We start from the raw sequence: 13594 nt of genomic DNA on the forward strand, positions 1-13594 counted from the left end.
ATTTAAAATTGGTCAGTTCTACACAAATAAACTTTTAAGTTCCATGTCAACTACGATTGCGATGAAGCGTTGGTACCGGTTAATACCTATCGCTTTTATAACGTATAGTCTTGCCTACCTCGACCGTGCAAATTTTGGTTTCGCCGCCGCCGGGGGAATGGCCAAAGACCTAAATATTACCCCGTCCATTTCTTCACTATTAGGGTCACTATTTTTTCTTGGCTATTTCTTTTTTCAAATTCCTGGGGCATTATATGCTGCTAATAAAAGCGCGAAAAAATTGATCTTCTGGTCACTTATTCTTTGGGGCGGGTTGGCAATGGCGACGGGTATGATTAGTAATGTGAATATGCTGATTGTTATTCGTTTCATGCTCGGCGTAGTAGAGAGTGCAGTGATGCCGGCTATGCTGATTTTTTTAAGCAAATGGTTCACCAAGACAGAACGCTCTCGCGCAAATACTTTCTTGATTCTAGGTAATCCGGCTACCATCTTGTGGATGTCTATCTTATCCGGTTACCTGATAAGATCTGTAGGTTGGCGATGGATGTTTATTTGGGAAGGATTGCCAGCCATTATATGGGCTTTCCTGTGGTGGCGTTTGGTTGACGAAGTTCCGAAAAACGCAAAGTGGCTCACTGAACCTGAAAAGCAGGCTCTTGAGGACAAGCTACAGCAAGAACAAGCAGGTATAAAACCGGTTAAGAATTATGCAGAAGCATTCAAGTCAAAGACCGTCATTCTCCTGTGCCTTCAATATGCTTTATGGAGTATTGGCGTGTATGGGTTTGTGATGTGGCTGCCTTCTATCATTAATGCAGCCCCTAACATGGACATTGTAAAAACGGGCTGGCTTTCATCTGTTCCGTATGTTTTTGCCATTATTGGAATGTTGTCCGCTTCGTATTTTTCTGACAAAACTTTACACCGTAAAGTGTTCGTTTGGCCTTTCTTGTTAATCGGCGCCATTGCTTTTTATGGTTCTTACTTAACAGGCACCACTAACTTCTGGTTATCCTTTGTGTTGCTAGTTATTGCTGGTGCTGCGATGTATGCACCCTACGGACCTTTCTTCGCAATAATTACTGAGATACTACCACGTAACGTCGCCGGTGGAGCGATAGCCCTGATCAACAGTTTTGGTGCGCTAGGATCATTTGCCGGCTCTTATTTAGTTGGCTATTTGAATGGAAGTACCGGCGGCTTTGGAGCATCTTACATATTTATGTCGGGCGCCCTCCTTTTGTCCGCAATAATAACCTTGATTGCGGTAAAGGGATCAAAGGAAACAGCCCGGGAAAGCATGGAAGAAAAAAAGCAGGCTGGTGGTTTCCAGGTGTCACCAACTTCTTAATTCATCATTTAGTTATCGCAGTTTTAATCTTTTTACTGGCATTTTGTTTAAATGAGAAAGTCGGGCAAGTGCCCGACTTTCTCATTTAAAGCTTTGTGTTGCTGATGGTTTACTTTGTTGAAATGAACTTAAACACGGTAGAGGTTTTGTAAGCTTTTCCCGGCGTTACTACCGTTGAAGGAAATGCAGGCTGATTTGGAGAATCAGGAAAATGCTGTGTTTCGAGGCAAAATGCTGAGCGGTAGTCGTCTTTGCCTCCACCCTTTAACGTGTACATACCTTTATTGAAGTTGCTTGTATATAACTGCACTCCCGGTTCAGTCGTAAACACCTGCATCTCGATTCCTGTTTTATCTCCCGTAACAATTGCTGCAAGTTGTAGTTTATCGGGTCCTGCCTTATTAAGAACAAAATTGTGGTCGTATCCGTTCCCGATTTTTATTTGCTCGTGAGTGTCATTGATTCTTGAACCAATGGTAGCCGGTGTAGTGAAATCAAGAGGAGTGCCTGCAACAGGTTCAACTTTGCCAATCGGAATTAAAGTGGCATCGACAGGAGTGTAGCTGCTTGCATTGATCTGGATTGTATGATCAGTAATTGGGCCGCTACCCTCACCATTTAAATTGAAATAGGAATGGTTGGTTAAGTTCACTACCGTTTTTTTATCTGTTGTCGCCTCGTAATCTATCTTAAGTTCGTTGTTATCGTTTAACGTATAAGTCACCTTCACCAGCAAATTCCCCGGAAAGCCTTCTTCCATGTCTTTCGACAGATACGTTAGTTCAAGTGTTTTGTCGCTTGTTTGTCTTGCATCCCAAACTACTTTTTGAAAACCTTTTACGCCCCCGTGTATTGAATTTTGACCGTTGTTGGCTGCAAGAGAATACACTTTTCCATCCAATGAAAATTTGGCTTTTGCTATCCTATTTCCATAGCGACCAATTAATGCACCAAAGGCTCCGCCTGATGGTTGCTGGTATTCACGTATAGAAGCAAGTCCTAGTACAACATCCGTTAGTTTCCCTTTTTTATCAGGCACCCAAAGGCCTACCACCCGTCCGCCATAATTTGTAATGGCAGCAGTATAGTTGTTCCTGTTTCTTAATAAATACAAATTGGTATTTTTTCCATCAATGGTTGATTGAAACGCCTTTTTATCCAATGAAATGTCAGGGGAAATTTGTGAAGTAAATTTTTTGATCAGCTCGGTTTCGTCTTTTTTATAAGGTGTTCCGTCTTTACGAAAAACGTCATGAAACCATTCTTTCGGTTCATCACCTGTTGGGATAGGATCGTCCCAAGCATACATCGTATTTGTTTTGCCGGCAACAAGTCCCCAATTGATGGCTCCTACATTGTATTTCTTCAAAAGAGGAAAAATGTCTTTAAAAGTGCTTTTCCTCGTACGAGCCATGTACTCGGTACAGATGAGTGGTTTACCTGTTGTTTTTAAAAGGTCCATCACGCGGCTGTGCAAAGGCACGTCCTCGTAGTTGTGGTAAGTAATCACATCTGAATTGGCTGATTGAAAAGCATTCAATTCGTAAAAATCCCAAGCCCAGAGACCTACGCTAACAGGCTGCTCTGGGTTAATATCTCTTGCCCATGAAAAAACTTTTCTAAGCAAGGGCATAGATGAATCTCTCTTGTTGTTATTGCCCGGCTCATTGTACAGGTCCCACAACAAAATTCTTTTGTCGGTACGAAAACCCCTTAAGATACTTTTTACATACTTTTCCAAACTGGGGTAAACGGTAGTGTCTTTTGAATAAGGATCGCCAGGATCCTGCATCCAACCTGAATTATGAATGCCTGGTTTTACCGGAGGTTGTACGCCCGGCTTTGGTTCCTTATTCCAGCAATCGTCAAAAAATACAAAGATCGTTTTGATGTTATGCTTATTCGAAATGTCGAGGTACTTATTTATCCTGTTTTTAAATCCTACAGAGTCTTGTTGCCAAACAAGGCTGTGAAGAAAAACTCTCATTGTATTAAACCCGATCCCCTCCGCATATCCTAATTCCCTGTCTATCGTTTCCGGATCGAAAGAGGACTCCTGCCACATCTCGAGTTGGTTAATCGCATTACTGGGAATAAAATTTGCCCCTGTAATCCAGTTGTGTTCATTGTACCAAACGTTTGCTTTTTCCGCAGACCAGACTTTAGAGGTTGGTTGCGGAGGCGGAGTTGGACGAACCTTTTTTGTGGCTTGAGAACTGGCTTGATAAGTAAAAAAAAGAAATAAATAAGAGACCAGGCAATGTTTGATTTTCATATTGGCAGGTAGATTTTTTTTTGGAAGTAAGTGTTTCAGGTTAGAACTGATAAATAACTCCGGATTTAATTAGTAGGTATGAATTAACTTGATTGAACAGTCAAAAGTGATTTTAAAGAAATTCAATAAGTGAGCATAAAAGTACTGTTATAAGCAAACAGATAAAAATGATAGTTCGAAGGGTAAGTTGATAATCCTGTAGTCTTCACACCTTGTTTTTCAAACACAACGTTGTCCGGCTACTAAGGTTCGAGCTTCTTACCCTTAATATCATAAACCTAATCTTCAAACTTTTCTCCACACCACTCGCAATACGAAGCACACGCTAAACTGTAATGTTTGCATTTTTCACAAGGCATCATTGTAGCACTGCCACCAACGAAAGGGCGAATTGATTTGCATTCTTTGCATTTATAATCATTGTATTCCTCTTCGCAGCGCCAGCCACAAAAGATACAATGCCATATTTTTGGACGAGAGTATATATCATCCGCAACGGTATCGGAGACTGAGTACTTGTTTTTACTAGCGAAATCAGGCGGAAAATTCTCATCGATCTCAGAACGATAATTGAGATCGAGGTTATTAATCGCAGGAGTCAAATGAGGTAGCAACTCCTTCATTTTTTCTTCGCCTACTTCGTTCCGCTCATCCCAAGTAATACAATGGCAGCCGCGAAATCCGTAAGGAGGGCGAATTGAACCAATTAGAATCGGAACAAGTTTGCCTGTTTCCATCGCGGCAGAAGCTTCATCTATAACGAAATCCGAGGTTATCGAGTTTTTTGTCCAAAGTACAATTACATGTTTAGCAGCGTCTAAATTTTGTGAAATTACTTTTCGATAATTACTACCTGCTTTAATTTGCCTGTCCCACCAAACGCTCCAGCCGTTAGAGGTGAAAGAATCTGCTAACACTTTAGCTAGAGCAAAATCCTCCCGGGCATAGCTTATAAATATATCTGGCATAGTTGATTAGTAGTGAAAAATTACAGAAAGATCACCAGATCTTTCTGTAGGAAAACTGCATTAATAAAAATTAAATGCTACTATACTTCAACCTGCATTCGTACATCAATGAAATGGAAACTAAACGGGTGAGTTGTGTGAGGCATGCTGTTGCTTTTTAATTTATGAGTTAAGATATTACTGCATAAAACAACATCTGAAGTGAAACGAAAAGTTCCTGCTTTCTTATTTCGAGGATAAGCTTTGCTGTGCAAGGTTTATTAAAACCTCAGCTACTTTTTTATATTCGTCAAATGCATTTGGCTTGAGGATCACTTGTGCTACGCCCTCGTTAGAGAAAAGCTTTTTATTTATTGCAGACATAGAAGTGGTAAGAACGACCACGGGGATCTTTGAAAGTTTTTCGTTGCCTTTTAAAAATTTTACAAATTCGAATCCATCGACTGCGGGAAGATTAAAGTCTGTGACAATGATTGTAGGGAGAAATTCTTCTTCAATTGAATTGAGATAATCGGAGGCCGTTGCAGCACTTGTATAAAAAGTGATGCTCTTAAAATCGATATCATCGAAGCCTTCTTTTAAAATGAAAATATCGTCTTCATCATCTTCTACAATTAATATCGAAGGAGATGGTTGTTTAATGATTGTTTGCAAAATGTGTTTTTTGTTGCCCGACTATATCCATACAAGTATGGTAAACCCAATCAATCATTGTGCCGCTACAGTTTTTATTTCTTTCGCAACGACAGTAGTAATGTCCTATTGGAAATGGCATTTTAGTTATGATTACAACACTATTTGCTTTGCAGATCTAGTGGTTCGCTTGCTTTTATTTCTTCGTTTGTTGACGCAAATAAATCTTTTTTTGGCTGCAAAAGATTGGCAATTGAACCCGTCCATCCTGTTTGATGCGATGCTCCAACACCTCTTCCATTATCTCCATGGAAGTGTTCGTAGAACAAAATATAGTTGCAGAAATTAGGATCCCTTTGAAGTTTATCATCAGCTCCATTAAATGGCCTCCGTCCATTTTCATCTTTAAGGAAAAGCTTTGATAATCGTTTTGAAAGATATTCTGCAACTTCTGCAAGAGACATATACTCGCCGCTTCCTTTTGGACATTCTATTCTAAAATCATCCCCGTAATAACTATGAAAGCGTTTAATACTTTCTATAATGAGAAAATTAACGGGCATCCAAATTGGACCACGCCAATTACTGTTGCCGCCGAACATTCCTATCGGAGACTCTCCCGGCGAATAGTGGATGTTGAAAAAGGTGCCGTTCAACTCAAACTCATACGGATGTTTCTCGTATACTTTGGAAAGAGATCGAACGCCGTACTCGCTTAAAAATTCGTTTTCATCAAGTACGCGTTCTAAAATCTTCTTCATTCGATGCCCGCGCAACAGGCTAAGCAAATGTTTTTCACCTTCATTCTTATCCTGCCACCTGGAAACTAGGCTGGCAAGATCGGGACGATTATTTAAAAACCATTTCAAACGCTTTGCAAATTCAGGCGCTTCCTCCAATAGTTGGTGATCGATCACTTCTACGGCAAACAACGGAATTAGACCAACCATGCTGCGCACTTTCAACTTCACGCTTCCATCATTTTTCATCTTCAGCGTATCATAATAAAAATTGTCCTCATCATCCCATAACCCTGAATTTTTATCGCCCATACTAGCCATAGCGCCTGCGATGTACAAGAAGTGTTCAAAGAATTTGGAGGCCATATCCTGGTAGACGGGATTGGTACGAGATAGCTCTAACGCAATGCGCATCATGTTGAGCGAGTACATCGCCATCCAACTGGTGCCATCTGCTTGTTCGATAGTGCCACCGCTTGGCAAGGGAGCGCTCCTATCAAAAACACCGATGTTATCCAATCCCAGGAAGCCGCCCTCAAAAATGTTATTTCCTTCAGCGTCCTTGCGGTTTACCCACCAGGTGAAATTAATGAGCAACCGATGGTAAACAGCCTGTAAGAACGCTGTATCTCCTTTGCCATTATGTTGCTTCTCATCGTTCTTATACACCCGCCAGGTGGCCCAGGCATGTACAGGAGGATTAACATCACTGAACAACCATTCGTATGCAGGAAACTGTCCGTTGGGGTGCATATACCAATCCTTCGTTAGCAGCAGTAGTTGGCCCTTGGCAAAATGTGGATCAATGAGAGAAATCGGGATGCAATGAAAAGCAAGGTCCCATGCCGCATACCACGGATACTCCCATTTATCAGGCATTGAAATAATGTTGGCATTATTCAGATGTTTCCATTCATGGTTTCTTCCTTTTAAACGTGCAGGGCTGGGAGGTGGCTGTGCAGGATCGCCTTTAAGCCATTCATCCACATCATAATAATAAAACTGCTTGCTCCATAGCATGCCGGCATACGCTTGTCTTTGGATCATCTTGTCCTCTTCTGATACAACATCGTTTTGAACTGATGCGTAAAATTCATCCGCTTCATCGATCCTCGTTTTAAATATGCTTTCGAAATCTTCAAATGGTTGTTTATTGTCGGCAGATAACCTTAGCCGTATAGTGGTTGATTCTTTTCCTTTCACCACCACCTCATAATTGACGGCCACTTTGGTTGTATCTGCATTGCTACTAACAGCCTTTTTATTGCCATTTACTAAAAATTCATTTATTCCATCTTTGAGTAAAGACGTCTTATTGTCAACACCATATAATCTTTTGGTGTTCGTTTCATTCTCGCAAAATAAAAGTGGCGCTGCTTTCTCTAAATGCAGCGTAAGATGACCTAGCGCCTGATGGTCGACCAAGACGTTGCCCGAGTCACAAGATGTAAGGTGAGGCTTGTAGTTATTGTATCCCCATGACCACGTGTTGCGAAACCAAAGTTGAGGTAGAACATGTAGCGCAGCATCTTCATCACCCCGGTTGTGAATGGTAATCTTTATCAACAGGTCCTCTTCAGTGGCCTTTGCATATTCAACAAAAATGTCAAAGTATTTATCCTCATCAAAAATACCTGTATCCATTAATTCGTATTCCGGCTGCAGCTTATCCCGCTTACGATTTTCTTCCACCAGTTTTGAATATGGAAACTCGCTTTGTGGATACTTATACAACATCTTCATGTACGAATGGGTAGGAGTGGAATCGAGGTAGTAGTACAACTCTTTGACGTCCTCACCATGATTGCCCTCGTTGCCGCCCAAACCAAAAAGTCTTTCTTTGATGATCGGATCTTTTTTATTCCAAAAGCATACTGAAAAGCAAAGTAGTTGCTCATTATCACTTATGCCGGCGATGCCATCCTCACCCCAGCGATAGGCCTTACTTCGTGCCATATCGTGAGTTAGATAGTCCCACGGCTTTCCGTCCGCACTATAATCTTCTCTCACAGTTCCCCACTGTCGGTCCGAAACATACGGCCCCCATTTTTTCCATTTGCTTTTACCCTCTAACGGTTTCTGCAAGCGCAATTCTTCTGCGGTCATGTGATAATAAGTTTTAGAAGTAGAAGTGCGTTATGAAAACAGCACGTGCAAGTCGAGCTGTTTTTATTTCTACGAAATATAGACAATTCGTAAAAAGACTGCATTTTTATTAAAACCTCTATTGCGTAATAATGTTTAGGGAATAAAAAAAGCCGGGGCAAAAGCCCGGCAGTTATGTATTATAGCATCAAGAACGTTCAGACGTACCTTAATTCTGACTTCCTGAACTTTGATCCATCCACATGATTTCCCAAAGGTGTCCGTCAAGATCCTGGTAGCCATGACCGTACATGAAGCCATGGTCTTGCGCTTCTTTATAAGTTGATCCACCCGCATCTATCGCTTTTCTTACCATCTCATCTACTTGTTCCCGGTTTTCGGCAGAGAGGCAAATAATAGATTCGGTACTTTTCGTGGCATCAGCGATCTCACCCGGAACGAAGGTTTTAAAGAATGGCTCCACCAGCAGCATTACAAAAATGTCTTCAGCAATGATCATGCATGTAGCTTTCTCATCAGTGAATTGTGGGTTGAATGAATACCCGAGTTTGGTAAAGAACTCAATCGATTTGTTAAGGTTTTTTACGGGCAAATTCACGAAAATTTTAGTTGCCATGATCTTTGTTTTTAGTTGTAATGAATAATGTTTTTCTTGTTCTTTAGTCGCTGATGAACCAATCCCGGTAATAACATCTACTAAGATTTCTCGAGGATCCCTTTTAAATTGGTAAGACTTGCTTCAATATCTTTCCCCATCATTTTGTCCATAAAAAGGTTCATTATATTTCTTGGATACGGGTTCTCACCGGTCATACCCCACGTTACTTTTGTTTGGTTTTCAGAGACTGCTTCCGTAGCAAAAGGAGTGTGAGCAACTCCGGCAAAAGGCTTCTCAAACCTTACTTCAACGTCTAGTTTTTCGCCTTCTTTTATATTCACAATTTCCTGCTCGCCTTTGCCGGCGTTCTTATCCTGGCTATCCCAGGCATACACAAATCCTATCGTGCCATCTGTTCCTTTAAAATCTTTTTTCATCCCCGGGTCCTGCATCACCCACTTGCTGAAGTTGTCCTGGTTTTTAAGGTGTTTGATGTAATTAAAAACTTCCTGTTTTGGTTTGTTTACCGTGATCTCGCGTTGAATAGTGTAATGTTTGTTTACAAACAATGCCATAATCAAAACGACTCCTACGATGATTACAATTACGACTAGAATTTTTACTAGCATTTTCATGGTTGTTTAATTTTTGAGGTTATTTTTTAGTTGAAAAAAGTCGCTGATTATTTTTGGTGATTATTCGTCAGGTAAAACTTCAGCATCGAATCCCAGTTCCTTCAAAAGGTCAATCAACACAGTAGCTTCCACTTGTCCTGTCGAACTTTTCACCCGCAATATGTTATCGCAATCATCCAGGTCGAAGTTGGCTTTGTATTCGCAAAAATTTTGGTGAATATGATGTACCAGCAACTTCGCGTGATGATGTTCTCTAACATTGGTTTTAAAAACTTCTACCATATTTAATCATTTTCAAAAACTTCGTTTTGTAAGATCTTGTTTTCTTTCGAAATCTAAAAACGAATACTTTGTGGTTGCCGTTGGTAAGGCTGTTAATGCTTACTAACAACCTTTTCAACCACTTTTTTTAATTGCTGAATATGTCGCTGGGTATGGAAGATGATAAAGTATAATAGCTCTAGCTTGGTTAGTTCGCCAAAGCCGGGTACGTTGATCGCTTCAAATTCGTTCACTGCCTTACTTAATTCTTTTGCATCTTCCGTTGTCTTCTTTAGCTCGTAAACAAACGTTTCTTTTTTATAGCTTAATTGTGTTGGTACTACCGGTGCAGGTGATTGAAATTTATTGGTAAAATCAAGAAACAGACTTTTTAGTTCAGGTATTCGTTGGTCAGCGTTCCTGGCAACTAATTTACCTTCTGCCTTCAGTGCATTCACTATAGACTTGTTTGACTTTATGATGTGCTCGCAAACCTGCGCCGCGGTCCAGCTTCCTTCAAAAGGGATGGCGGTAAATTCTTCTTCGGTCATCTTTTCGGCCAGCCGAAGTAATTGTGACGAGATCTCCTCGTAGCTCTTGACCAGTTCATCAATGTATAATTTCTCTGCTATCATAAACTTTGTTTTACGGACTTTTGTACAAGTAGCAACATCGTTGTGTCACTCACTTTTACATTATTGCTTCTTTCAACATTGAACTAACTCGTACTACGTTTTAAGGAAGCGAAGGAGTTTTCTTACTTCTCCTGCAGCACCGATAAAATGTTTCCCGCAGGATCTTTAAACCAGGCAATCTGAGGACCTACAGGACTACGGCAAATTCCTTTTGCGTCGGTCTTAATTTGTCCTTCATATTGTTCAAACGTCACACCTTTTTCAATCAGCAGATCTACCGCTTTTTCAATGTCATCAACAGGAAAATTGAGCACAGTGAAAGTGGCTGGAATGTGGTTCGGCTTTGGATAAATAATGATCTTGTTTCCTCCATTTATCTTCAACTCCAACAGGCCCATTGGGCTGTCGATTACCTCGAGACCAAGTACTTCACCATAAAACGTTCTTGCCTTATTAAGGTCATTTACGGAGAAGCCGCTAAACGCTTTTGTGTTCTTAAACATGTTTGTGTTATTAAGAAATGGAGCAATAAATTATTTAAACCTTAGTCTCTCGCCTCAAGCGTTTTTACCAAACAAACCATTTCATCATCACTCTTATATATTTCCACACATGGTTTCGAGCGATCAGCCCGGGCGTCTGTAAACATCTCTACAAAAACGTCTTTTATACTATCGGTTTTACAAAGCCAGTCGAGAACTGTTACTGCGAGGTATTCACCTTTTTCGATCAAAAAATGTTGATAGCCATATTGATCTCCTTCGCCTTCGAACTTTTCTGCGGCGGCCGCTATGTAGACAATGCCGTCTTTAGTACACTCACTAATTCCATAGTAAAAACGGCCGTCTTCAGCAGAAATCCTTGTTGTTAACTCATCAAAAGCTTCTTTAATTCCCATTGGAAAAGTTTTGACCTGGAAGCCAAAAACCGGTAGAACATTTTCAAGTACCTCAGTTTCCATAATGCGCAGCTGTTTTAAGTTGATTACACATTTGCTGTACAAGTGAGTACACAACAATGTTCAGTATTGCTGTTTCCTGACAACCACATTGCCATACAAACCTACTGTCTTTATTCATGTTTGAAAAGGTGTAACTACGGCAATGTAAGGGGTTGATTGCGACAAAGAGTTTTCCTACATTTGAAACATGAAGCATATATCTATCCTCGTTCCAAAGGGCGCTATATTGGGAAGCCTTGAAGGCTCGCGCCAACTATTTACCCAGGTAAATCAGTTCTTCAAAGCTAAAGGTGCTCCGCCTATTTTTGAGGTACAATTGGTTGGACTTACAAAGGAGACGCCCCTGAGCGGGGGATTGTTTACGGCTAACACAGATGTATTGTTAGATGATGTAAAAAAGACGGACCTGATCATTATACCTGCCCTTGATGGCGAGCTAACGGGAGCAATAGAAAATAACAAGGATTTTATTCCGTGGATCATACAACAATACAAGGGTGGGGCAGAGGTTGCCAGCCTTTGTTTGGGTGCTTTCCTGCTTGCATCTACGGGATTACTAAAGGGAAGAAAATGTGCCACTCACTGGATGGCTGAAGCAGGGTTTAGACAACTATTCCCTGACGTGAATTTAGTGACCGAAAAGATCATTACCGACGAGCAGGGGATTTATTCAAGCGGTGGTGCTTTCTCTTATCTCAACCTGATTCTATACCTTATTGAAAAGCACGCGGGTCGGGAGATTGCTGTGTTGACTGCCAAAGTGTTTGCCATAGAAATAGAACGCAAAGACCAATTGTCGTTCGTGATTTTTGAGGGCCAGAAAAACCATGAAGATGAGCCGATAAAACAAGCGCAGGCGTTTATCGAAAAAAACTACCAGGACAAAATAAGTATAGAGCGACTGACTTCCATGTTTGCTTTAAGTCGTAGAAATTTTGAGCGCAGGTTTAAAAAAGCTACTGCTAATACAGTGGCAGAATACATACAGCGGGTAAAAATTGAGGCGGCTAAAATTAGCCTGGAGTCTACACGCGATAATGTAAACGATGCAATGTATAAAGTGGGCTATACCGACCCGAAAGCATTTAGGGTTAGCTTTAAAAAGATCACCGGCCTGTCTCCTTTAGAGTACCGAAATAAATACAACAGGGAAATGTTGGTGGCGTAGCTGTAATAATAAAAACGGGGCTTACTTTTTAAAGAGTAAGCCCCGTTTTTTATGGAGGAAAATGAACCGTCTTTTATCTTTTGCCAAAATCAGCAGCGACCTTGTTTAGTTGATCGGCAGTGGTTGATTGCTTTCCTTCTTCAATTAAAACGCGGTATTTGAAAGTTACCGAGTCTCCCGGTTTTAAGGTTAAGTTTTTTGCTGATTTGTCATTGGTGAAAATTTTCTCTCCCAAAGGATTTGCCGCAAAAAGACCGTAACCTCTGGCGTGCCAGAACGTAGGGTAATTTGGATTGGAAGGATGATCGATAATGCTGATGCTAACAGAGTCATTACCCATCTTACCATATACTTTACACCAGGCAGCTCTTGTGCTCCAGGCATCGTTGCCTTGTTTGCCTTCACTGGTTATGTAGTTTCCGTTCGGTATCTTATCTGTTCCTGCTTTTACGACGGTTACATTGCCTTTATCGTCTGTAAATTTTTGATCTTCTTTAGCGGGGATTTCCAATGCGTGTGCAACTCTCAACCCTAATAGGCCATCTTTGGCGTCTTTGAAAACAACTTGTGTAACTGCTTTTAGCGTAGTAGTTCTGTCTATAATTCGTTGGTTGCCTTTGCCTGAAAATTCGTAGTTGGTTGTTTCTTCTAACAACACTTCGTTCTTTTGATTGGTCCAGTTTGCATGGTAGGCAATTACCCCTTTATCACCGCTGGAGGTTTTAAGGATTTTATCTGTTTTTATCCATCCGTACAAATTCTTTTTTTCTGCGGGGATAGCATATGAATTATTCCAAAAGTCTAAACCGTTTACATTTTCAAAGTTGAACCAAAGTCCAAGATGATGAGGATGATCGGTCGGGTCCCCCGCTTTTGTCCGCAAGGGAAAGCCCCGTGTTACTTCTGTTCCGTTGGAAGAATGAATTGGATATAAGACAGGCTTTTCTATAGAGCCGGGATATAAAAAACTAGTGAAAAATCTTCCACCAATAGTCACATCAAACTTATTTTCTTTTGGATCTTTTACAATTTTAACCGCGTCACTTTTTTGTGCAAATGATTTGGAAATGGAAGTTTGTAAGAGCAAACAGCTGGCAAAAGCATACAAATATCTTTTCATCTAAATCTTGATTTTTATCTCCCCCTAAACGGGAGCAGATGAGTTTACAATGAGGAACAAATTAAATATAAAATCGAATACAGGAATTTGTTTTTAAAACGAGGGACATCTATACAGTTTTTTTCGTTGATCAATAAATC

At 40.7% G+C, this 13594-nt stretch carries 13 protein-coding genes; 2 read left to right on the forward strand and 11 right to left on the reverse strand.

The features are described from left to right. Positions 1–43 precede the first annotated feature (43 nt). Complete coding sequence (locus SAE01_RS07925) at positions 44–1354, forward strand: MFS transporter (protein WP_147203212.1); 1311 nt, start codon at positions 44–46, stop codon at positions 1352–1354. Positions 1355–1463: 109 nt separating this feature from the next. On the opposite strand, the gene SAE01_RS24900 is transcribed toward SAE01_RS07925, so the two are convergent. The 10 genes from SAE01_RS24900 to SAE01_RS07975 form a co-directional block, all read right to left on the reverse strand. Continuing rightward, positions 1464–3629 (reverse strand): galactose-1-epimerase, encoded by a 2166-nt coding sequence (locus SAE01_RS24900; protein WP_147203213.1) that lies wholly within the window; start codon positions 3627–3629, stop codon positions 1464–1466. Between the two features lie 278 nt (positions 3630–3907). Then, on the reverse strand, positions 3908–4597 hold the full coding sequence (locus SAE01_RS07935; RefSeq protein ID WP_147203214.1) for a toll/interleukin-1 receptor domain-containing protein: 690 nt from the start codon (positions 4595–4597) through the stop codon (positions 3908–3910). A 225-nt stretch (positions 4598–4822) separates the two neighbouring features. Continuing rightward, positions 4823–5251, reverse strand: coding sequence for a response regulator (locus SAE01_RS07940; RefSeq protein WP_170234109.1), 429 nt, complete (start codon positions 5249–5251; stop codon positions 4823–4825). A gap of 140 nt (positions 5252–5391) precedes the next feature. After that, on the reverse strand, positions 5392–8076 hold the full coding sequence (locus SAE01_RS07945) for an MGH1-like glycoside hydrolase domain-containing protein (RefSeq protein WP_147203216.1): 2685 nt from the start codon (positions 8074–8076) through the stop codon (positions 5392–5394). Between the two features lie 208 nt (positions 8077–8284). Continuing rightward, positions 8285–8692 carry a VOC family protein gene (locus tag SAE01_RS07950; protein WP_147203217.1) on the reverse strand — a complete coding sequence of 136 codons (408 nt, stop codon included), beginning with the start codon at positions 8690–8692 and terminating at the stop codon, positions 8285–8287. Between the two features lie 80 nt (positions 8693–8772). Further along, positions 8773–9309, reverse strand: coding sequence for an SRPBCC family protein (locus SAE01_RS07955; protein ID WP_147203218.1), 537 nt, complete (start codon positions 9307–9309; stop codon positions 8773–8775). A gap of 60 nt (positions 9310–9369) precedes the next feature. After that, positions 9370–9591: a hypothetical protein gene (locus SAE01_RS07960; protein ID WP_147203219.1), complete on the reverse strand. Its 222-nt coding sequence runs from the start codon at positions 9589–9591 to the stop codon at positions 9370–9372. 92 nt (positions 9592–9683) lie between these two features. Further along, entirely contained in the window at positions 9684–10205 is a 522-nt protein-coding gene (locus SAE01_RS07965) for a DinB family protein (RefSeq protein WP_147203220.1), read from the reverse strand. A gap of 122 nt (positions 10206–10327) precedes the next feature. Next, positions 10328–10708: a VOC family protein gene (locus SAE01_RS07970; RefSeq protein ID WP_147203221.1), complete on the reverse strand. Its 381-nt coding sequence runs from the start codon at positions 10706–10708 to the stop codon at positions 10328–10330. A gap of 41 nt (positions 10709–10749) precedes the next feature. Continuing rightward, a complete protein-coding gene (locus SAE01_RS07975) occupies positions 10750–11166 on the reverse strand; it encodes a hypothetical protein (RefSeq protein ID WP_147203222.1) in 417 nt (138 codons plus the stop codon). Positions 11167–11353: 187 nt separating this feature from the next. Here SAE01_RS07975 and SAE01_RS07980 point away from each other — a divergent pair, with 187 nt between their 5' ends. Next, positions 11354–12334 carry a GlxA family transcriptional regulator gene (locus SAE01_RS07980; protein ID WP_147203223.1) on the forward strand — a complete coding sequence of 327 codons (981 nt, stop codon included), beginning with the start codon at positions 11354–11356 and terminating at the stop codon, positions 12332–12334. A gap of 73 nt (positions 12335–12407) precedes the next feature. Here the strand turns inward: SAE01_RS07980 and SAE01_RS07985 are convergent, their stop codons facing one another. Next, entirely contained in the window at positions 12408–13454 is a 1047-nt protein-coding gene (locus SAE01_RS07985; protein ID WP_147203224.1) for a DUF6807 domain-containing protein, read from the reverse strand. Positions 13455–13594: the final 140 nt, after the last annotated feature.

Origin of the sequence: Segetibacter aerophilus (assembly GCF_007991655.1) — a bacterium.
GTDB classification, from domain to species: domain Bacteria; phylum Bacteroidota; class Bacteroidia; order Chitinophagales; family Chitinophagaceae; genus Segetibacter; species Segetibacter aerophilus.

What these genes read in the sequence shown, in the direction of transcription:
- SAE01_RS07925 (WP_147203212.1), top strand. Translation starts at nt 44, where the DNA reads ATGTCAACTACGATTGCGATGAAGCGTTGGTACCGGTTAATACCTATC.
- SAE01_RS24900 (WP_147203213.1), bottom strand. Translation starts at nt 3,629, where the DNA reads ATGAAAATCAAACATTGCCTGGTCTCTTATTTATTTCTTTTTTTTACT.
- SAE01_RS07935 (WP_147203214.1), bottom strand. Translation starts at nt 4,597, where the DNA reads ATGCCAGATATATTTATAAGCTATGCCCGGGAGGATTTTGCTCTAGCT.
- SAE01_RS07945 (WP_147203216.1), bottom strand. Translation starts at nt 8,076, where the DNA reads ATGACCGCAGAAGAATTGCGCTTGCAGAAACCGTTAGAGGGTAAAAGC.
- SAE01_RS07950 (WP_147203217.1), bottom strand. Translation starts at nt 8,692, where the DNA reads ATGGCAACTAAAATTTTCGTGAATTTGCCCGTAAAAAACCTTAACAAA.
- SAE01_RS07955 (WP_147203218.1), bottom strand. Translation starts at nt 9,309, where the DNA reads ATGAAAATGCTAGTAAAAATTCTAGTCGTAATTGTAATCATCGTAGGA.
- SAE01_RS07960 (WP_147203219.1), bottom strand. Translation starts at nt 9,591, where the DNA reads ATGGTAGAAGTTTTTAAAACCAATGTTAGAGAACATCATCACGCGAAG.
- SAE01_RS07965 (WP_147203220.1), bottom strand. Translation starts at nt 10,205, where the DNA reads ATGATAGCAGAGAAATTATACATTGATGAACTGGTCAAGAGCTACGAG.
- SAE01_RS07970 (WP_147203221.1), bottom strand. Translation starts at nt 10,708, where the DNA reads ATGTTTAAGAACACAAAAGCGTTTAGCGGCTTCTCCGTAAATGACCTT.
- SAE01_RS07975 (WP_147203222.1), bottom strand. Translation starts at nt 11,166, where the DNA reads ATGGAAACTGAGGTACTTGAAAATGTTCTACCGGTTTTTGGCTTCCAG.
- SAE01_RS07980 (WP_147203223.1), top strand. Translation starts at nt 11,354, where the DNA reads ATGAAGCATATATCTATCCTCGTTCCAAAGGGCGCTATATTGGGAAGC.
- SAE01_RS07985 (WP_147203224.1), bottom strand. Translation starts at nt 13,454, where the DNA reads ATGAAAAGATATTTGTATGCTTTTGCCAGCTGTTTGCTCTTACAAACT.